16 protein-coding genes are annotated in these 19,300 nt (G+C 60.7%); 3 read left to right on the forward strand and 13 right to left on the reverse strand.

Annotated elements, in window-relative coordinates; all coding sequences use genetic code 11:
• Positions 1 to 156 precede the first annotated feature (156 nt).
• From ACO1VH_RS06745 to ACO1VH_RS06780, 8 genes are all read right to left on the reverse strand, one after another.
• A complete protein-coding gene (locus tag ACO1VH_RS06745; protein ID WP_486243735.1) occupies positions 157 to 585 on the reverse strand; it encodes a response regulator in 429 nt (142 codons plus the stop codon).
• A 44-nt stretch (positions 586 to 629) separates the two neighbouring features.
• Positions 630 to 1,262, reverse strand: coding sequence for a response regulator (locus ACO1VH_RS06750; RefSeq protein ID WP_486243737.1), 633 nt, complete (start codon positions 1,260 to 1,262; stop codon positions 630 to 632).
• Between the two features lie 24 nt (positions 1,263 to 1,286).
• Positions 1,287 to 2,390 carry a sigma-54 interaction domain-containing protein gene (locus ACO1VH_RS06755; protein ID WP_486243739.1) on the reverse strand — a complete coding sequence of 368 codons (1,104 nt, stop codon included), beginning with the start codon at positions 2,388 to 2,390 and terminating at the stop codon, positions 1,287 to 1,289.
• 174 nt (positions 2,391 to 2,564) lie between these two features.
• Positions 2,565 to 3,677 (reverse strand): YbdK family carboxylate-amine ligase, encoded by a 1,113-nt coding sequence (locus tag ACO1VH_RS06760; RefSeq protein ID WP_486243741.1) that lies wholly within the window; start codon positions 3,675 to 3,677, stop codon positions 2,565 to 2,567.
• A 64-nt stretch (positions 3,678 to 3,741) separates the two neighbouring features.
• Positions 3,742 to 4,950: a cation:proton antiporter gene (locus ACO1VH_RS06765; protein WP_486243743.1), complete on the reverse strand. Its 1,209-nt coding sequence runs from the start codon at positions 4,948 to 4,950 to the stop codon at positions 3,742 to 3,744.
• 553 nt (positions 4,951 to 5,503) lie between these two features.
• The gene (locus ACO1VH_RS06770; protein ID WP_486243745.1) at positions 5,504 to 6,862 is read right to left on the reverse strand and encodes an NAD(P)/FAD-dependent oxidoreductase; all 1,359 of its coding nucleotides are present in this window, start codon (positions 6,860 to 6,862) and stop codon (positions 5,504 to 5,506) included.
• A gap of 102 nt (positions 6,863 to 6,964) precedes the next feature.
• The gene (locus ACO1VH_RS06775) at positions 6,965 to 10,960 is read right to left on the reverse strand and encodes a translocation/assembly module TamB domain-containing protein (RefSeq protein WP_486243747.1); all 3,996 of its coding nucleotides are present in this window, start codon (positions 10,958 to 10,960) and stop codon (positions 6,965 to 6,967) included.
• Positions 10,950 to 12,725: an autotransporter assembly complex protein TamA gene (locus ACO1VH_RS06780; RefSeq protein ID WP_486243748.1), complete on the reverse strand. Its 1,776-nt coding sequence runs from the start codon at positions 12,723 to 12,725 to the stop codon at positions 10,950 to 10,952. Before ACO1VH_RS06780 ends, ACO1VH_RS06775 begins: the two co-directional genes overlap by 11 nt.
• Before the next feature lie 277 nt (positions 12,726 to 13,002).
• On the opposite strand from ACO1VH_RS06780, the gene ACO1VH_RS06785 reads away from it, so the two are divergent.
• Complete coding sequence (locus ACO1VH_RS06785; protein ID WP_486243749.1) at positions 13,003 to 13,932, forward strand: class I SAM-dependent methyltransferase; 930 nt, start codon at positions 13,003 to 13,005, stop codon at positions 13,930 to 13,932.
• A gap of 22 nt (positions 13,933 to 13,954) precedes the next feature.
• Here ACO1VH_RS06785 and ACO1VH_RS06790 read toward each other — a convergent pair whose 3' ends face one another.
• Entirely contained in the window at positions 13,955 to 14,797 is an 843-nt protein-coding gene (locus ACO1VH_RS06790; RefSeq protein WP_486243750.1) for a c-type cytochrome, read from the reverse strand.
• An 84-nt stretch (positions 14,798 to 14,881) separates the two neighbouring features.
• On the opposite strand from ACO1VH_RS06790, the gene ACO1VH_RS06795 reads away from it, so the two are divergent.
• Positions 14,882 to 15,181 carry a GIY-YIG nuclease family protein gene (locus tag ACO1VH_RS06795; protein ID WP_486243751.1) on the forward strand — a complete coding sequence of 100 codons (300 nt, stop codon included), beginning with the start codon at positions 14,882 to 14,884 and terminating at the stop codon, positions 15,179 to 15,181.
• Between the two features lie 137 nt (positions 15,182 to 15,318).
• Here ACO1VH_RS06795 and ACO1VH_RS06800 read toward each other — a convergent pair whose 3' ends face one another.
• Complete coding sequence (locus ACO1VH_RS06800) at positions 15,319 to 16,014, reverse strand: YbaY family lipoprotein (RefSeq protein WP_486243752.1); 696 nt, start codon at positions 16,012 to 16,014, stop codon at positions 15,319 to 15,321.
• 332 nt (positions 16,015 to 16,346) lie between these two features.
• Between ACO1VH_RS06800 and ACO1VH_RS06805 the strand changes: the two genes are divergently transcribed.
• Positions 16,347 to 17,369, forward strand: a complete 1,023-nt coding sequence (locus ACO1VH_RS06805; RefSeq protein ID WP_486243753.1) for a lipid A deacylase LpxR family protein — start codon at positions 16,347 to 16,349, stop codon at positions 17,367 to 17,369.
• 54 nt (positions 17,370 to 17,423) lie between these two features.
• Here the strand turns inward: ACO1VH_RS06805 and ACO1VH_RS06810 are convergent, their stop codons facing one another.
• The 3 genes from ACO1VH_RS06810 to ACO1VH_RS06820 all read right to left on the reverse strand — a co-directional run bounded on the left by ACO1VH_RS06810 (position 17,424) and on the right by ACO1VH_RS06820 (position 19,252).
• Positions 17,424 to 18,047 (reverse strand): carbonic anhydrase, encoded by a 624-nt coding sequence (locus ACO1VH_RS06810; protein WP_486243754.1) that lies wholly within the window; start codon positions 18,045 to 18,047, stop codon positions 17,424 to 17,426.
• A 193-nt stretch (positions 18,048 to 18,240) separates the two neighbouring features.
• Positions 18,241 to 18,534 (reverse strand): TFIIB-type zinc ribbon-containing protein, encoded by a 294-nt coding sequence (locus ACO1VH_RS06815; protein ID WP_486243755.1) that lies wholly within the window; start codon positions 18,532 to 18,534, stop codon positions 18,241 to 18,243.
• Between the two features lie 31 nt (positions 18,535 to 18,565).
• On the reverse strand, positions 18,566 to 19,252 hold the full coding sequence (locus ACO1VH_RS06820; RefSeq protein WP_486243756.1) for a Bax inhibitor-1/YccA family protein: 687 nt from the start codon (positions 19,250 to 19,252) through the stop codon (positions 18,566 to 18,568).
• Positions 19,253 to 19,300 lie beyond the last annotated feature (48 nt).

A 19,300-nucleotide genomic window follows, 5' to 3' on the forward strand; every position in this document is an offset into this window, starting at 1 on the left:
GGTGCGATGGTCAGTTGTGATGATCAGCTGCGATGATTCGGCGAGATCATTAGCGACACCCGGGGCGCGATCGATGCACGCATCAATGGAAAATCCGGAAGTGCAGGGAAGTAGTTATACGACGCAAGAAGAAAACGGTGCAGCAGCGAGGAGTACTCAGGCCGGATTCTCGCACTCCTGCCTGCGACGGCTGAGACCCTTCAGGAATTCGAACATCTGCGGGAATTCCGACGTCTTGTCGTAGAAGTGATTCACGCCATACTGCATGCCGACGCGACGGAAGACTTCGGTGGCGTTGTTGCTGCAGATGATCTTCAGCGCGTTGGCGATCTTTTTCTTTTCGGCGATCTGCCGCAGCAGGTTGATGCCGTTTCCCTTCTTCAGCTGGATGTCGACGATCAGCACGTCGCACGGCAGCGAATTCAACTGGTTCAGCGCATCGCCTTCCGATTCGGAAACGCCGGATACAACGACGCCCGGAATCATCGTCAGGTTTTCGATCATCAGTTCGCGCACGTCTATCGAGTCTTCCACCAGGAAGACACGCAACGGGTGACCGTCGGCATGTGTCGTAGTTTTGCTCATGTTAAAACCGCCAAAAAAACCGTTCTGCATACCGGGCGGTATCTCTAATCGATCAGATTCTGCTTGATCGCGTAGTAGATGATGCCGGCATTGTTTTCCATGTTCATCTTCTGCAGCACGCGCGCGCGATAGGTGCTTACCGTCTTCACGCTCAGACACAGATCTTCCGCGATCTTCGTCACGCCGTGCCCCTGACACAGCTTGTAGAAGATTTCATACTCGCGTTTGGACAACGTTTCGTGCAACGGTTTCTCTGTGTTCGCATCCAGTTCCGTCGTCAGCAGCTCGGCGACGGCAGGGCTGATGTATTTGTGGCCGCGCAGAATGGTCTTGATTGCATTGACCAGTTCATCGGCCAGCGCCTCCTTCTGCACATAGCCGCTGGCGCCGCTGCGCAGGATCTGCACCGCATACCGGCTTTCCGGATGCATGCTGAGGATCAGTACCGGCATTTCCGGCTTTTCGCGCTTGATCTGCTTCAACACTTCTACGCCGCTCTTGTCGGGCATGTTGATGTCGAGCAGGACGATATCGAATTCCTGTGCGCGGATCAGACGGATCGCTTCCTGCGCGGTGCCGGCTTCTCCTTCTATCTTCATGTCCGGAACTTGCGAAATGAAGTACTGCACGCCGGCACGAACTACTGCATGGTCATCGACTACGAGGATTCTTATCATTCTGGTTAATCGCTCAAGCAGACATTAGTTGCGTCCCTGGATGCTGTATGGGCGGGTAATGGCATCCTGCAGGAACAGTTTGGACTGATATTCGTTCAATCGATTGTAAAGCGTTTTCAGACTGACGCCCAATACCTCGGCCGTCATTGTCTTGTTTCCGCCGCAATGGTCCAGCGTGGCGCAGATCAGCTGCTGCTCGGCCTCGGCCAGTTTGCTGCCCAGCGGCACGGTCACGCAATCGCCTTGGCATTCCGGCTGGGCCGCGCGCATCGGGCCGATGGCCTGCGCAATATCCAGCTCGCGGTCGGCCAGGATGAAGGCGCGATGCACGACGTTCTTCAGCTCGCGCACATTGCCGGGCCAGACGTAGGAACCCATCAGGCGCAGCGATGCCCGCGAAAAAGTCTTGCTGCTGCCTTCCTCTTCGTTCAATTGATCGAGAAAAAGTTTCGCCAGCAGCCGCACATCGTCACCGCGTTCGCGCAGCGACGGCAGATTCAGCGGAAATACCGCGAGGCGGTAATAAAGATCGCTACGCAGGATGCCGGCGGCGACGGCTTCGGCCGGATCGCGGTTGGTGGCAGCCACCACACGCACCGATACTTCGGATTCCTCGTCGGCGCCGATGCGGTAGAAGCGGTTGGTTTCCAGCACGCGCAGCAGCTTGACCTGCATGTCCAACGGCATTTCGGTGACTTCGTCGAGGAACAGCGTACCGCCGTTCGCGCGTTCGAAGCAGCCTTTCTGCGTGCGGATGGCGCCGGTGAAGCTGCCGCGTTCGTGGCCGAACAGTTCGGCTTCGATCAGTTGCGGCGATACTGCGCCGCAGTTGAGCGCGACGAAGGGGCTGGCCTTGTCCTTGCTCATCTCGTGAATAACGCTGGCGACCAGCTCCTTGCCGGTGCCGCTTTCGCCGACGATCAGCACATTGGCGCTGGTGGGCGCGACCTTGCCGATCATCTTGAACAAATGTTGCATCGGGCCCGATGCGCCATACAGCTCGCCGCAGCGGGCCAGTTTGCCGGCCGGCAAGTCGTTCGTGTCGTCATGCGGCGCATCGTGCAGCGCGCTCAGCGTCGGCAGGCCGACGACATTGCCGCTGCTGCAGATATCCAGTCCGTTCGACATCGTTTTCTCCTCTGTTGAAATGCAGCACCATGGAAATCATGGAAGGCACTGCAATTTTTACAGAGCGATTGTGATCGATTTGCAAACATTGCAGAATCGGCGCTTGTCCGATTCTGATGTGGGATTCCGCTTACAGCACGGCGGGTCTTGCCGCACGGGGTGGTGCTGTCGCTCTTATTGGTTCATCCACGTGGCGCTCTGCTGGCGCACGACGTCGTTCAGCGAGCCGCTCTTTTCGTAGCTGGCGCGCAACCATCCGGCATCGCCCTGGCCGGATTGCACACGCTGGCGCAACCGGGCCAGCGCATCGGCGGTGCCGAGTGCATCGGCAGCATCGGCCAGCATGTCGAAGGTGCGCAGGATGTCGTCCTGGATCGAGGTCTGCGTGCCGCCGACCGGATCGATCAGCGCGCCGTTCAGGCCGAAGCGGCAGGCCTGGAAGCGGTTGTAGGTATAGGTCAGATAGGTATCCTGCACCGGCCGCAGTTCAGGGTGATCGAAGAAATACTTGGCGAGCGTCTGCGCATAGGCGCCCAGCGCGACGGCGGTTTCGATCTGCAGCGGCGTGTCGCAGACGCGGATCTCGACCGTGCCGTATTCCGGCTTGGGACGGATGTCCCAGTAGAAATCCTTCATGCTGGCAACAATGCCCAGCTTGGACATCTTGTCGAAGTAGGTATTGAACGCCTGCCAGTCGGACAGGAAGGGCATGGTGCCGGAAAGCGGAAATGCATTGATGCTGGTCAGCCGCGACGACTGGAACGTCGTATCTACGCCCTGATAGAACGGCGATGACGCCGACAGCGTGATGAAGTGCGGAATGGTGCGCGCCAGCAGGTGCGACAGCCGGATCGCTTCGTCGCCGTTCGGGCAGCCGATGTGGATGTGCTGGCCGTAGACGGTAAACTGCTTGGCCAGATAGCCGTACAGGTCGGAGACGAGGCGGTAACGGTCGGTCGGATAGATGCGCTGGTCTTCCCAGTGCTGGAACGGATGCGCGCCGCCGCCGGCCAGTCCGAGGTTGAGCTTGTTGGCGGCGGAGACGAGCAGCGTGCGCATTGCCGTCAGCTCGGCCAGCATTTCGTGGTGATCGGTATGCACGGACGTGGCGATCTCGATCATGCTTTCGGTGATCTCGGGCTTGATGTCGTAGCCGTGCGCAGTCTTGTTGATGATCTGCAGCAGATCGTCCGAGCCGCGCGTCAGGTTGTAATCGCGCCGATTGACGATCTGCAGTTCGAGTTCCACGCCCATGGTCAGCGGCGTCGAGTTGTTGAATTCCAGCATGCGGTTTCCTTCAGCGATTGTCTTCAACGGTCTTCAGCGATTTTCTGAACGATCGATGTCGGTCTTATGTCTGGTTTTTTGCTTCGCCCGAAGCGGTCAGCGCATAGCGCGTGCAGATCGGACCGAGCAGTTCGAGGATGACGAGAATGGAGACGACCAGCGCGCTCAGCTGCGCGCCGAATTGCGGATAGTCGCCCAGCGCGTGCTGCACCATCAGGATGTTGAAGCCGGAAAGCGGCACCAGTCCCACGCCCAGCAGCGCGCCCTTGCGCAGTGTCATGCCGTTTACCTGCGCCAGCGCCGTGCTGGCAGTCAGCGCGATGGCGAAGCGCAACGCGATGAAGGCGAGAGCAGCCGGCCACAGCATCACCAGATAGCGCCATTCCAGCTGCGTGCCGCTGAAGACGAACAGTGCGACGTAGAGCAATCCGCTGAACTGGCTCAAATCGGGTTCGACGATCGCATGACGCGCATCCTGGCTGCGGCTGGCGATGCCGAACATTAGCAGCGCGATCAGCGCGGACAGCTTGAACATGACGGCGATGCCGACGGTGGCGGCAATCAGCGCCAGCACCAGGATCAACTGCGCCTGCGTATCGCGCCCCAGGAATTGCCCCAGCCAGACCAACAGGCGGCTGATGATCCAGCCCAGCAGGGCCGAGCCGAACAGCAGATACAGCGGATGCAGGATGTAGTTTTCCCAGCCGGCCTTATATTCGACGTGCACGGCGGCCAGCCCCATCGAAAAGACGATGAAGGCCAGCGCATTGCCGATGACGACGATGTTGAGCATGCGCTCCGTCATCTGGCCTTCGGCTTTCACTTCACGTACCACATGCAGGATCACCGCCGGAGATGTCGCCATGCCGAGTGCGGCGACCATGCAGGCGACCAGCTTGTCGATCTCGAACTGGATCAGCAGCAGGAAGAGGGCGACGAACATCAGCAGGCTGACGGCGATGCCGGTGAGCAGCAGTCCTTTTTCGCGCAGCAGCCATTTGTAATCGACGCGCCGGCCGAGTTCGAACAGCACCAGGCCGAGCGACAGGTCGACCAGAATGCTGATGTCGTCCAGCAATGAGGCATCGATCAGGTTCAGCACCGACGGGCCGATCAACATGCCGGTCAGGATGTAGCCCGTGATCGCCGGCAGTTGCGGAAAGAAGCGACGAAGCAGGCGCGCGCCGAGCAGGCCGACGATCAGGAGCAGGCCGGTCGCGGTCAGCACGTTCAGCGCGTGCGGCATCGATGGAAAGAAACTGTGTGGCGTCATGTTGTTCCCGGCAGTTTAAGAAGCGTGCAACGTGGTGGACGGCACGCATGATCTGACGTCCTGCCGCTCATGTTTCCGAGTGGCAATGCGACACATGGCGACAGGAAAACGGATATCCAGCGCTTTACTGCAAGTGCGAAGAAGCTCGGTAAATGTCTTGCGTTATTGCACCGTGGTTACATTCACAGCAAGCCGTACATTGCCGAGTCGGCGAACCGTGTAACTACGTGGGCGATGCAACGCTTACTTGTTGCAGTTGCGTTGCGGTTGTCGCGGTCACGAAAGGCCGCCGCTATCCGAAATCGGCTGCAAAGTGTAGCAGCAGTCGCAGCCAAAAGTCGCGCATATTTTTTCGCATGTTTTGCGAGCTGCACTGCACTTTATACAGCACGCCTGCATTGGCCGGACGCGATTATAGAGGAAAAATATCGCGAAAATTCTTCTCCGCATGTTGTCATCCATGCATTGATCCGATGTGCGATTCGCTATCCGCTCTACTATTGATTGCTGCTGATTCGCTGTACCGATTCAATATGCCGATTGCGTGTGGCGCTTAGTGCAATTTGACCCGCGGCGACGTCCTGCGCTGCAGCCATTGCCCCAATGAATCGGCCAGCATGCGCATGAAGCCGTGCAGTGCAGCCAGATGCATCTGGTATAACGACAGATAGAGCAGCCGCGCGAGGATGCCTTCGATGAACAGCGCGCGACCGACCAGCGGCCCCATCAGATTGCCGACTGCGTCGAAGCGGCCTAGCGATACCAGCGAGCCGAGATCGCGATAGACGAACGTCGGCAACGCTTCGCCGTTCAGTTTCTTCTTCAATGCATCGAACAGGAAACTGGCCTGCTGGTGCGCTGCCTGCGCGCGCGGCGGCACCGTGCTGTCTTTCTCCGGCCATGGGCAGGCGGCGCAATCGCCGAAGGCGAAGATGTCGGGATCGATTTCCGTCTGCAGCGTCTGCTGCACGATGATCTGTCCCAGCCGGTTCACCGGCAGGTTCAGTTCGCCCAACACCTGCGGTGCGCGGATGCCGGCGGCCCAGACGGTGAGGTCGGCAGGCAGGCTTTGTCCGTTCGCCATCAACACGCGATCGGCCTGCACTTCGGATACCTTGGCGTCGGTCAGCACGTCGATGTCCAGCTTGCGCAGCAGGTCGGTGGTTTTCTCCGAGACTTTTTCCGGCAGCGCGGAAAGTATGCGTGGCGCGGCCTCGATCACGGTAATGCGAATGTCGTGATGCGGATCGAGATGATGCAGGCCGTATGCGCCCAGCACTTCGGCGGTGTTGCGCAATTCGGCCGACAGTTCGACGCCGGTGGCGCCGCCACCGATGATGGCGATGTGCAATTGCGGATGCGTGCCATCGCCGGCAGCGGTGATGCCGCGGTCGGCGCGCATGCACAGGCTGATCATGCGGCGGCGGAAATGCTCGGCCTGATGCAGTGCGTCGAGCGCTACCGCATGCTGTTCGGCGCCGGGCACGTTGAAGAAATTGGTGACGCTGCCGATGGCGAGGACCAGCGTGTCGTACGGAATCTGCCGCTGCGGAATCAGTTCGAGGCCGCTTTCGTCCTGCACGCTGCCGACCGTGATCGTCTTGTTGACGCGATCGAGACCGAGCAGTTCGCCCTGTTGAAACACGAAACGATGCCAGCGTGCCTGCGCCGCGTATTCGAGCTGATGTGTGTTGGCATCCATGCTGCCGGCGGCGACTTCATGCAGCAGCGGCTTCCAGATGTGGATGGAAGAACGATCGACCAGCACGGTGCTGACACGATCGCGCATCTTGTTGCCGAGTGCGGTCGCCAGTTCGAGGCCGCCGGCACCGCCGCCGACGATGACGATGCGATGCCGCGAATCGGCCTGGGTCGGATGCGCCGTTTGTGCGTTTTCAGTATCGGTTGGCATGCTTGCTCCCTTCTTCGTCGATGATTGTCGAGCACTGCGGTACAACGCGCGGCACGCAGCATTTGCATGCAGTCAGACAGCAAGATACCACCCGGCGTTCTGTCAGTCGAAGGCAAAGTTATAGAACAGCGACAGCACGCTGCGCGAGCCGGCTTCGCCTTCCACCGTCAGGCGTCGTGTCAGCGTATAGCGCAGCACCAGAGCGCTGCCGGCGTTATCCAGTCCCTGCTTGTAGCTGACGTACAGCCGTGACGAAATCCGTTTGCCGAGCGTGACGATACGTTCCTCCAGATTGCCGCCGCTGCTGTTATCGGTGCCGACGCTGACATCGTCCAGCCCGAACATCGTGGAGATTTGCGACGTCACGCCGGAAGCCGCGCCCTGTGCGAGCAGCGAACCGACGACGGCCTGCAAGGCGCCAATGTCGCCGTCGCCCGAGTCGGACAGGCCATGTCCCAGCACCAGCCACGACAGCTTTTCGGCGTCCGACACGGTCGGGTCGGATACCAGCGTAACGCGCGGACGCAGTACCGTGCCGCCGACCGAGACGCCGGCTTCCACTTCCAGGCCGCGCCGCATCGCCACGATGTTCAATGCCGGGTTGCCGATCGGACCGTTGAAGCGCAGGATGCCCTGTTCGATTTCCAGTTCGCGGCCGTATGCCTTGAAGGTGCCGGAGACGACGCGCAGATCGCCCACCGCGCGCAGTGCTTCGCCACCGTCAGCCAGCAGGTTGATGTCGCCGGCCAGCATCGCGTCGAGTCCGCGGCCCTGCAGATGGATGCCTTTCTTGCCGAGACCGAGTTTCAGGTCCAGTGCAAGGACGGTTTTCGTGCCCTGGTTCTGATTGCGGCCGACGATGATGACGTCGTCAGACAATTGCGGCATTTCGGTGCTGCCGATGTCGAAGAAGCCGGAATCGGCGGTGAAGCTGCCGTTGATCTTGGCACGGCCTTCGTGCCAGCCGACGTCGCTGCTGCCGCTGACAACCAGCTTGCGGTCGGAACGGTCGATCAGCTTGTATTGCGCTGCCGTGACCGACAGATCGAGCGCCAGTTGCTGGTTGACCATCGACAGCGGCCCGCTGATGGACAGCGTGCCGCCGTTCGTGAAACGCAGTTCCCTGATGATCAGCTGGTCGCCGCGGAATTCGCTGCGCAGCGTGCCTTGCTTCAGGTCGACGCCGGTATCGGTGAACGACAGGCGCAGCTTGTCGGCATCCATACGGCCGGTGATGCGCGGATTCGCGGCGGTGCCGGCAAGCACGACATCGCCCTGCAGGCTGCCTTCGGTCACCAGCATCGGCGAGATCATCGGCCCCAGCCAGCTCAGCGCCGGCGCGGCGATGCGTACGTTGCCGTTCAACGGCGCTTGCGGCGCCAGCGTCAGGCGCTTGTCGCCGCTGCCCAGCGCGCTGGTGAAATCGGCTGCGATGCGGCCGGTCTGCGTGCCGTCGGCGAGGAATTGCAGCGCAAGGCGGCCGTTGCTCGCCGTCGCGTTGGCCTGCAGCGTCGTCAGGCCCAACTTGACCGGCGCATTGCCGAGTATCGATACGTCGCCGCTTTCCCGCCGCAGGCTGAAGCTGCCGTCGAGCCGATTGCCGAGTTTGAAGTCCCACGCACCACCGACGGCGAGGTCGGCGCTGATCGGCGCATCTGGCTGTGCGTAGTGCAGCAGTTCGCCGATCTGCAGATGCGTGAAGCTGCCGCGCGTGGTCAATCCGCGTTCGTTGCGAACGAACTGTTCGATAGCTAAGACGGCATCCTTGCCGATGGCAAGGTTGAAGCGGTCCAGTCGCATCTCGCGCGACGATACCGATAGCGGCGCGACATCGGTCAACCTGGCGTTCAGGCGGCCGTCGGCATCAAGCGAGGCGATGCGGCCTTGCCAGCGCGGTGCGCGCGCCAGATCCAGTAGGCCGCCATCAGCGGAAATTTTCCAGTGCTGCTCGTGTTCGTTCAGTACGATATTCGCCGTGTGCCGCGCGGTGGTGCCGTTGACGGCGATGCTGGCATCGTCTGCGTCCAGCGCGCCACCGGCAATGCCGTCGGCATGCACGGCGATGACCAGCGGTGCATTGGCCTGCGAGGCGAATTTCGTCTGGATGTCGAGATTGCGTATCAGCTGTTCGCCGATGCGCAGGTCTTGCAGTTTCGTCTCGATGTTGGCGGCGGCGAGTGGCATGGCTTTCTCACGCAGGTCCAGTGTCGCGTCGCCTTTGCCTTGCAGTGCAGTGGCTTGCAGCTGGCCGGGCAGACGCACGCGATTGCCGCTCCAGTTGGCGACGATGCGCGGCTGCTGCACGCTGCCGTGCACTTCGCCGTCGACTTTCAGCATGCCGCCGAAGGTGCGGCCGAGCTGATCCAGCTTCGGCGCATCGAGATGGAAGTCGATGCGCGCATCGTTTTGCGCCAGCCGGCCTTCGGCATGGAATCGATTGTCGCCGGCGTGCAGTGCAAAGGTGTGCACTTCCAGCGTTTCGCCGTGCAGTTGGATACGGCCTTCACCGGACAGCGGATTGCCGGCCAGTTTGCTGTCGGCGATGCGGAAGGAGGCATCGGCCTGCATCGCCGGTTGTCGTGTGCCGCTGGCGGCGAATTCGCCGTTGAGCTGCAGTGTCGGCAATTGCGGGAAGTCGCCGAGATCGCGCAAGTCGAACGCGCGTATCGTGCCTTTGGCATCGAATGCCTGATTGCCGTCGAGCGCGATGCGCGCGGTGAGATCGGCTGCGCTGCCGCTGGCGCGCAAGGCCATCTTGTCGACGTCGATCGCATTGTCGGCGACGGTGGCGTGCGCATCCAGCGTCAGGCGGTGCTTCTTCAGCGGTTCGTTCAGCGCCAGCGCAAAATCCTGCTTGCCGTCGGCGTGCCGTACGTCCAGCTTGCCGGCCAGCTTGGTGGTGCGCATGCGTCCGTCGATTTTCTGCAGGTCGAGCGCATCGGTCTGCAGCGTCAGCGTCAACGCACCGTTGCGCAGCCTGCCGCTGCCGGAGACGTTGCCGGCCGGTTGCCGTGCGCTGCCGAAGGCGGCGACGATGCGGCGGAAGTCGAAGGCTTGATCCTGTTGCGCGAATTCGGCGCGCAGGCTGTGCAGCGGTACGCGGCCTTCGTCGTAACGTCCGGCAGCGGGATTGGCGACGGACAGCGTGCCGCTGCCGTTTTCGGCTGCATGCAGATCGACGTTCAACGCAGTCTTCGGCAGGCCGGCGGCGATGACGGACAAGTCAAGCGCACGCGCCGCCACGTCGGTCTTGCCGAGAAGCTGTTCATCGAAGGGGCGCAGTACGGCTTCGCCGTTCAGCGAAGCGTCGGCGATCTTCAGCGCGGTGGCGGCCTGCAGTTCCTTCAGCGAACCATGCAGCAGGAGTTGGCCGGCAGCGCTGATGGTATTGCCGTCGGTCGTCGTTTCGCCGCTGGTCGACAGCGTTGCTTCCAGCGGATAGGGGCTGGCGGTCGACAGGGTGGCGCGGCCTTCCAGGCTGCCGCTGAAGGCAGTCTTGTCGGCAGCAGAACGTGCGCTGAATTCGTCGAGATTCAGCAGATAGCGTTTGCCGTCGTAGTCCAGGTTGAATGCGAACGGGCCGAGCGTGACGACGTTCAGCGGCCCCCAGGCGATGTCGCCGCCTTGCACCTGCACGCTGTCGATGCGCACACGCAGCGGCAGGGCGATGCTGGACGGCAGTTTCGCCGGCTCGTTGCTCTGTGCCATCTTGCCGGTGATGCCGAGTCGGCCGATGCGCAGCAGTGCGACATGCAACTGACCGGTCAGCAGTTTCGGCAGGCGCACGTCCAGTGTGACGTTGTCGGCGGCGATCTGCTGGTTTTCCAGATGCAGCGACAGCTTGCCGATGTGCAGTGTGTCGCTCCAGGTGCCGCTGACGTCTTCCGTCCTGACGATGCCGTTCGACAGGGTCGCTGCAAGTTCGAACGAGGCGCGCGTGCCGCGTTCGCTGTGCGTGACCCAGCCGATACCGGCCAGCAGGGCCAATAGCAGAAGCGTCAGCAATACGGCCAGCACACGCGGCCAGCGGCGCTTGCCGCGTATGTGCGCGTTCGGCGTCGATGGCTGCTTCGTTTGTTTGTCGTCGTCAGAAGCCATAGCCGACCGAGAAGTGAAGCCGCACTTCGTGCGTATCGTGTCCGTAGGCGAGGTCGAGATTGACCGGGCCGATCGGGCTGCGCCAGCGTGCGCCGACGCCGCTGCCGTGCGCAAAGTGGAAGCCTTTCCACGAGTCGGCGGCATTGCCGGCATCGTGGAACACGGCTGCGCCCCATTGCGGCGTGATGCGATAGACCAGTTCGGCGCTGAAGACGGCGCTGTTGGTGCCGCCGACGATGGCGCCGTCCTGTTCGACGCCCAGCGTGTTGTAGTTGTAGCCGCGCACGGTCTGGTCGCCGCCGGTGCGGAACAGCAAATCGGCCGGCACCGATTCGCGGCCGGCGCCGCTTACCTGACCGACTTCGCCGCGCAGCACTGCTTGCCAGCGCTTGTAATACGGCGACAGGTAAGTGGCACGGCCGACCACGCGTGCCAGCGTCTTGCCGTCGCCGGTCGGGCCTGCGGCGAGATCGATCGAAGTCACGTAGCCGCGCGACGGCGAGATCAGGTTGTTCACGCGCCGCCGTGTGTAGGTGAAGGAGCCGACCAGCGCCTCGCGGTGATTCGAATAGTCGCTGCCTTCGATGCGCTGATGATCGGTGTACAGCGTGGTGGCCCACACCATCTCATCGTTCTTGTCTGGACTGGTCAGGCGCGCGGCAGTGGCGGTCTTGTCGTTGATCTCGCCTTCGCTGTTCGTGTATTCGTAGCGTGTGCCGAAGCTGGGACGCCAGTCGTTCCGCAGCGGCGGCAGGAAGATATCGCCGCTCAGCAGGCGATTGTCGCGATCGACCAGCAGGCGCGATTCCAGACGCCAGTCGCGCTGCAGGAAATTGCGGTCCAGCCACTGGATCTGACCGCGCGGGCCGGAGTCGGTCGAGAAGCCGATACCGAGCGATAGCCGCTTGCGTTCGTTTTCGTTGAGTTCCAGCTTGACCGGTACGTTCTTCGGATGCGCCGGATCGATGTTGACGGTGGCGAAGGCGGAACGGAAGTAGCCGGTGTCCTGCACGCGGGCCTGCAGTTCGTTGAGTTTTTCCTGCGAATATGGTTCTCCCGGCTTGATCGGATTCAGGTCCGTCACGATGCGGCTTGCGTAGCGCTGCAGCCCGGAGATTTCCAATTCGCCGAAGGTGAAGGCCGGGCCGGATTCGACCTCCACCGACAATGTCGCGGTGTTGGTCGCCGGGTCGATGCGCGCTTCGCTGTGCGTGATGGCGGCGGCAGGGTAGTCGCGTACCAGCAGTGCTTTCAGCAGATTGTTCTTGGCGTCGTCCCAGTCCTTCTGACGGAAGGCGTTGCCGGCCGGTAGGCTCCAGCGCCGTTGCAGCCGTTCGACGCGTTGCGGATTGGCGGTTGCGACATCGCCCTTGATCCGGATGTCAACCGTATCGACCAGCGTGCGCGGGCCGAGCACCACGGTGTAGTGCGCGGTCCAGGGCACATTCTGCTGATCGAGTTCGTGCGTGATGACCGGCGAGAAATAGCCCTCGGTCGCTAGCAGCGTGCGAATCTGGTTCGGCGCAATGCCGGCCAGCCGGCGGACTTCATCTTCGCTCAGTCCGTCGGCGGAATGGCGGCGGCTGATTTCAATATTATCTTTCAGCAGCGACGTCAGTTCGCCCGCGCCGTCGATGCTGACGGTATAGGAAACGGTTGGAGCGGGCGCCGCGGTTTCCTGCGCCCGTGCCTGAATCGGCAATACGGCTTGCATGCATAGCAGGCAGGCCGCAATACGCAAGGTAAGGGAAATCTTCTTCAGCACTCTGTCCGGAGGGAAATGGTTTTAAGGGTCGAAGGTCGATTAAATGCCGATTTAGGGCCGAAACAGGTCGAAAGCGATCCAAAAAGCGTACCGAAAGACAGCTGGGAAAAACGACGTTGACGTTCGTGCAAGCTTATCAGTATTTGGTGCGATGGAGCGGGCCTCGGCAGAGGTTTTCCCGCAAGCGCCGCGTATTGGTCGCGGCACTCTCTCGCTTGCCGGCCGCCGGCAAAATCCCTATAGTGGGCGCACTTGAATTTCCCCGGATACAGGCGACATGGGCCGTAACAGCAACAAGGACAGCAAGACCGGCAACCGTGCCGACAGCGATGCGCGATCGGTGCAGAAACGGTCGCAAAAACAATCGCCAAAACAGCCACATGAGCAGTCGCACGAAATACGTCCCGGCCAGTCGATCGAATTGCTGAAGGAACTGCATATTCTGACGCGCGACGGCAAGCTGAATCAGGACAGCCGTCGCAAGCTGAAGCAGGTCTATCACCTCTACCAGTTCATCGAACCGTTGCTGCAAGAAGCGCTGGCAGCCAGATCGAACGTCACGCTAGTCGATCACGGTGCCGGCAAATCCTATCTGGGCTTCATCCTGTACGACCTGTTCTTCAAGCAGCGCAATGATGATTCGCATATCTACGGCATCGAAACGCGCGACGAGCTGGTGCGAAAGTCGGAAGAGCTGGCGCAGCGGCTGGATTTTCCCGGCATGTCCTTCCTGAACCTGTCGGTCGCCGATTCGATCACGTCGGACAAGCTGCCGGCGCAGATCGATGTCGTCACCGCATTACATGCCTGCAATACCGCAACCGACGATGCGATCCGGTTCGCGCTGGAGAAGAAAGCGCAGTTCATCGTGCTGGTGCCATGCTGCCAGGCTGAGGTGGCTTCCGTGCTGAAGAAGAACAAGGGGCGTGCGCTGGCGAATTCGCTGACCGAAATCTGGCGCCATCCGCTGCATACGCGCGAGTTCGGCAGCCAGGTAACCAACGTGCTGCGCTGTCTGCAGCTGGAGGCGCACGGCTATCAGGTCAGCGTGACCGAACTGGTCGGTTGGGAGCATTCGATGAAGAACGAACTGATCATCGCCAGCTACAAAGACCTGCCGCGTCGCCGTCCGGCCCAGCGTCTGCATGAAGTGCTGCAGACGCTGGGTCTGGAAGAAATGCAGGCACGCTTCTTCACGCCAGCCTGATTTGCCGGTGCGTCTGCTGTATTTATTTCGGCGACGCTTCCGGTTGCGGTGTCGCGGCTTTTTGCTTCGCCATCTGGTGCAGATAGGCGAGCAGATCGTCGAGTTGCGACTCGCTCAATACCGTATCTGAAAAGGCTGGCATTACGCGCTGTGGCCAGTTGCGTACCGATGACGAATCGCGAATCAGCTTGCGCAGATAATCCTCGTGAAAGTATTCGGTCGGATTGAACGGCAGGTTCAGGTCCGGGCCGACCGTGCCGTCGCCGCCGCCGTTGATGCGGTGGCAACTGGCGCAGTTGACCGTGAACAGATGCATACCGCGCCACGCGGCGCTGTCGGTCGCCGCTTGCGGCACGATTTGCGGATAGCGTTTTTCCAGCGGTTCGACATCGGCAATCGATTCGATCTGGAACGGCCATTGTTCGGGCGATACGCCGCTTTTCTCCGGCATCAGCCAGACCAGATAGAATGCGCCGGCGCTGGGCTTGCCGGGTGCGACTTCCGGCCACGGCCGGGTTTGCGGTTCGAGCGCCAGCCACGGCTCCGAGGCGGATCGCAGCAGGCTGACCGGAATCGTCGCGACGAAGCCGTCGGTCGCCTTGAATTGCAGGGCGTCGAAGCCGCGGATGTCGCGCAGGATGGCCGACAGCGGAATCGCCTGGTAAGTCATGCGGCGCTTGTAGGTCGGATCGTCGGGAATCGTGATGGTTTGCGTGGACGGATGGCGCAGCAGATTGGAAAGCGCCAGCTTCTGTTTCTGGTTGGCGAGTTGCAGTTGCAGTACCGGCTCGCCGGCATGGGCGGTGGTGAGCGTCAGTGCGGCGCAGAGCAGCAGGCCGATGACGGAAGCGAAGGAAATACGCATGGCCAGTGTGACGAACGGAAATGAGGACGCTGTCGAGTATAGAACGGCATCTGCAGTGCGGGAAGAAAAATGGGGAAGGCGGCGATGGCGTGGTTTCTTTACCTGATCGAATGCAGCGATGGCAGCATCTACACCGGTATTGCGGTCGATGTGGCCTCGCGTTTTGCCGCGCACGCCAGCGGCAAGGGAGCGCGCTATACGCGTTCGCGCCCGCCGCGCCGCCTGTTGACGATCGTTGCCTATCCCGATCGCTCGGCGGCATCGAAGGCCGAATATGCGATGAAGTGTCTGAGTGCGGCCGACAAGCGGCGTTTCTGTCTGCGCCGTGACGGTTTGTGGCGCGTGCCGGTTCAGCTAGGGGAGGCTGCCGGCACGCGCCAATGACGCTGTCGAACAAGGTTGGCAAATGCGGCCGATGAATGAAACCGAAGAGCGAAGCCGACGAATGAAGCTGATAAACGAAGCCGATAAACAAAGTCGACAAACGAGGCTGATGTTTGCCGGCAGGATTGCTGTTGAGGTTAGCGTTTCTCTTCGTCGTTGACCGGTAGCGGATCGGCGCGGCAGTCCTTGTACTCGACGCCATTCATTTCGAACAACGCCGTGTCTCCCTTGTTCCAGAATGTCGCGCTGTCGTCGCTGTAGCGTGCGCCCGAACCCGAGATCACCTGCGGCAGCGTGATCGTGCGGCCCGGCAGCATCAGTTCCACTTTTTCGTCGCCGAAGCGGGCGATCATTGCAATCTTGTCGCATTTGAACGGCATGACGGTCTTCGGCGCCGGTGCGATATCGAGATTGGACACGCGTACGACTGGAATGGTAATCGGCTTGTCCTGGTCGGTGAAGGAAACGAGGATAGGCTCGCTGGCCCACAACGGCTGTTCGCGGCCGTCGATGATGGCCGCGCTGATCGCATAACGGTGATCCTGCGCTATCGACTGTGGCAGGTAATGCAGGTCGAATGCGATCGGTACCTGCGTCTTCGGCTGCATCGTTTGTTGTGCGACGAACTGGCCGGTGCGGTTGGCGCGTGTGACGTCTTCCAGGCTGACGATGACCCTGGCATCCGGCGGCAGTGCGATCCGTTCGCGATAGGTGACGTTGCCGGTCAGGTGGCCGGACAGGGCCGGGCCCTGATTGCGCTTGAAGAGCGAGCTGCAGCCGCCGGCCATCAGACAGAGGGCCAGCAGGATGCTGAAGGAGCGAAGCGATGTCATGGCAAGAGTCCTGATGAGTAAGTTGTTCAATAAGCTGTTTCAGTCAGCCGTTTCGGGAATATTTTGTAAAAATGCGCGGTGGCATGCCAGCATGTTTTGCCGTCGGCGCGGATGTACATGGTTTTCTTGACGGACGTTTACGCCGCAAGGTAGGCTTGGCGCCAGCACCGTGCCTTGTTTATGTAGATCACTAATGCAGATCGCTACACATTACATGCAGATCATGCGGGCCGGATATTTTCTTACGATTCATTTCAATGCATAGCCATCGATTTGTCAAAGCGGGACTGATTCATTGCGTTTTCGCCGTCTCTGTGACGGCATTTTCGGGCATGGCTGCGGCCGCCGACGATGAGCAGAGCAGTTGTGTCGCCGAGCCTGGCATCGGCGAATTGAAGAAGTACCCTGGCGTCTACAACTTCTATTACGAAAACGACCTGTTCGCCGGGACCGACAACAATTACACCAACGGCATCAAGTTGTCCTGGGTGTCCACCAACCTGGCGGATTACATTCGCGATCCCTGTCTGCCGCACTGGATACGCGAGTTGAACCGTTTTTCGGAACGCCTGCAGCCAGGACCTTACGAGTCGCGCAACATGGTGGTCAGCCTCGGGCAGGAAATGTACACGCCGACCGACAGGTATCGCCGCGATCTGATCGTCGACGATCGTCCGTATGCCGGCTGGCTGTATATGGGTTTCGCCTATAACGCGCGCCAGGAAACCAAGATGGATACCGTCGAGATCGACATCGGTATGGTCGGTCCGGCTTCGCTGGCGCATCAGGCGCAGGATTTCATCCATGATCTGCGCGGTATCGACAAGTTCGAGGGCTGGGACAATCAACTGAATAACGAACTCGGCTTGATCTATGTTCGCGAAAAGAAGGAGCGGGTGTTTTCGTCCATGACGATGGACGGTCCGAAGATGGATGCGATCACGCATTACGGTTACGCGCTCGGCAACGTCAAAACCTATCTGAATGGCGGCATGGAATTCCGCATCGGCACTTATCTGCCTAACGATTTCGGCACATCGCCGATCCGCCCGGCAGCCGACAGCAATGCGCCGCTGCCGGCAAACTCGTCGCGACGGTTGCTGCAGAGCGGCGTGCATGCATTCGTTTCGTTCGACGTACGTGCGGTGGCAAGGAATATCTTCCTGGACGGAAATACCTTTTCCGACAGTCACAGCGTAGACAAGAAATATCTGGTCGGCGACATAGCGGCAGGCATTGCCTGGCAATGGCCGGGCGTGAAGGTCACCTATGCGCAATATTTGCGCAGCAAGGAATTCGACGGCCAGGACAAGGCGCAAAGCTACGGATCGATTACCGTCAGCTTCGAATACTGAAATGGGGGAAATGAGGAGCGGCAGTCAGGGTGTTTCACCCGACTGCCGTTTTTTTTATTCCGGGATGCCGTCGAAGAATTCGACCGCGCCGGTTTCCAGCGAATATTCGGCGCCGACCACGCGCAGACCGTGATCCTGTATCAGCTTTTCCAGCAGTTCGGAACCGTGGCGCAGATGATTGCAGGAAGCGCGGATATTGGCGCGCACCGACTGGTGCACCAGCGCATCGTGATCGTGCTTGATGCCGCTGTCGAGCAGTGTTTCGACGGAAGGGCGGATACGGTCGACGATGGATTGCAGGTTGCGCGAGGTGCCTTCCCCCGGCGACTTGAGCGCTTCCAGCGTCGCGAGGATGGCGCCGCACTGCGAATGACCGAGCACGACTACCAGCTTGGTGTTGTAGCGTTCGGCCGCGAACTCGACGCTGCCGACCTGCGATGGCGCGACGATATTGCCGGCTACACGGATGACGAAAAGATCGCCCAGCCCCTGATCGAACACCATTTCCGCCGGCACGCGCGAATCCGAGCAGCCGAGGATGATGGCGAACGGTTGTTGACCGTCCGCGATTTCACGGCGGCGGGTGGCCAGCGATGCGTCGCCGGCATTGCTCTTGTCGGCGACGAAGCGGCGATTGCCTTCGCGCAGTCGGTCGAGTGCTTCTTTTGCTGTTTTCATGTGCGATCCTGGTTCGTTGCGGCGCAAGGGCGCGCGCGAGCCGTTACTTTAAAGCATTCGCGCCGTACGCGTCTGCTTGTCAAAAGTGACAAGGCGATGCGTATTCGGCAATGCAGGCGATCGAAGGAGGAACGAAAAAAAAGAGCAGTTCCGATGACGGAACTGCCCAGAGGGTCACACAAGAGAGAAAAAATCAGAAGTCGAACAGCTCGGCCAGCAGGTTCTTCTTGCGCTTCTGGCCATAACCGTCCTTGTCGTAGCCGTAGCGCGCTTCCTGGCGGTTTTGGCGATCGTCGCGATGCAGTGGCGCCTGCGCGCGCGGCGGCGGAGGCGGCTCCGCCGGCAGGGCGGCGAGCGAACGTTCGATCAATTTGTCGAGTTCGCCGCGATCAAGCCAGACGCCGCGGCATTGCGGGCAATAGTCGATCTCGATGCCGTGGCGGTCGGACATGATGAGGTGCATCTCACTGCATACGGGGCATTTCATGGTGTGCCTTTCTATCGCATGAAGCGAACGATCATTCGTCCCCGCCCGCGAAGCCCAGCAGTTGCAGCAGGCTCGTGAACAGGTTGAAGATGGAAACGTACAGCGTGACCGTCGCCATCACGTAATTGGTTTCGCCGCCGTGGATGATGTTACTGGTCTCGTAAAGGATCAGGCCGCACATCAGCAGCACGAAGGCAGCGGACACCGCCAGCGACAGGGCCGGAATCGTGAAGAACACCGCAGCCAGCGCAGCCAGGAAGGCGACCAGGATGCCGGCCGTCAGGAAACCGCCCATGTAGCTGAAATCCTTGCGCGTCGTCAGCGCATAGGCGGACAGGCCGACGAAGATCGCGGCGGTCGCGCCGAAGGCCATCATCACGGTCTGGCCGCCGTTCGGCAGGCCGAGATAGAGATTCAGGATCGGGCCCAGCGTGTAGCCCATGAAGCCCGTCAGCGCGAAGACGAAGGCGACCCCCAGTCCCTGATTGCGGAATTTCGTCGTCAGGAACAGCAGGCCGAAATAGCCGACCAGCGTGATGACGATGCCGGGATGCGGCAGGTTCAACGCCATCGACGCACCGGCGGTCAGTGCGCTGAACAGCAATGTCATCGACAGCAACAGGTAGGTGTTGCGGATGACCTTGTTGGACGAGATGGTGGCAATCGCCGGACGCGTCGCGCCATACGACGGATTGCGTGCGTGATCGATCGGGTTCATGGCATAACTCCTCAAGATGAATTGTTGTCTGCAAGGGTGTATCTGGCG

It is taken from the genome of Oxalicibacterium sp. (assembly GCF_057353965.1).

Excerpts from the sequence above, each read along its gene's own strand:
- ACO1VH_RS06745 (WP_486243735.1), bottom strand. The coding sequence starts at position 585 with ATGAGCAAAACTACGACACATGCCGACGGTCACCCGTTGCGTGTCTTC.
- ACO1VH_RS06750 (WP_486243737.1), bottom strand. The coding sequence starts at position 1,262 with ATGATAAGAATCCTCGTAGTCGATGACCATGCAGTAGTTCGTGCCGGC.
- ACO1VH_RS06755 (WP_486243739.1), bottom strand. The coding sequence starts at position 2,390 with ATGTCGAACGGACTGGATATCTGCAGCAGCGGCAATGTCGTCGGCCTG.
- ACO1VH_RS06760 (WP_486243741.1), bottom strand. The coding sequence starts at position 3,677 with ATGCTGGAATTCAACAACTCGACGCCGCTGACCATGGGCGTGGAACTC.
- ACO1VH_RS06765 (WP_486243743.1), bottom strand. The coding sequence starts at position 4,950 with ATGACGCCACACAGTTTCTTTCCATCGATGCCGCACGCGCTGAACGTG.
- ACO1VH_RS06770 (WP_486243745.1), bottom strand. The coding sequence starts at position 6,862 with ATGCCAACCGATACTGAAAACGCACAAACGGCGCATCCGACCCAGGCC.
- ACO1VH_RS06775 (WP_486243747.1), bottom strand. The coding sequence starts at position 10,960 with ATGGCTTCTGACGACGACAAACAAACGAAGCAGCCATCGACGCCGAAC.
- ACO1VH_RS06785 (WP_486243749.1), top strand. The coding sequence starts at position 13,003 with ATGGGCCGTAACAGCAACAAGGACAGCAAGACCGGCAACCGTGCCGAC.
- ACO1VH_RS06790 (WP_486243750.1), bottom strand. The coding sequence starts at position 14,797 with ATGCGTATTTCCTTCGCTTCCGTCATCGGCCTGCTGCTCTGCGCCGCA.
- ACO1VH_RS06795 (WP_486243751.1), top strand. The coding sequence starts at position 14,882 with ATGGCGTGGTTTCTTTACCTGATCGAATGCAGCGATGGCAGCATCTAC.
- ACO1VH_RS06800 (WP_486243752.1), bottom strand. The coding sequence starts at position 16,014 with ATGACATCGCTTCGCTCCTTCAGCATCCTGCTGGCCCTCTGTCTGATG.
- ACO1VH_RS06805 (WP_486243753.1), top strand. The coding sequence starts at position 16,347 with ATGGCTGCGGCCGCCGACGATGAGCAGAGCAGTTGTGTCGCCGAGCCT.
- ACO1VH_RS06810 (WP_486243754.1), bottom strand. The coding sequence starts at position 18,047 with ATGAAAACAGCAAAAGAAGCACTCGACCGACTGCGCGAAGGCAATCGC.
- ACO1VH_RS06815 (WP_486243755.1), bottom strand. The coding sequence starts at position 18,534 with ATGAAATGCCCCGTATGCAGTGAGATGCACCTCATCATGTCCGACCGC.
- ACO1VH_RS06820 (WP_486243756.1), bottom strand. The coding sequence starts at position 19,252 with ATGAACCCGATCGATCACGCACGCAATCCGTCGTATGGCGCGACGCGT.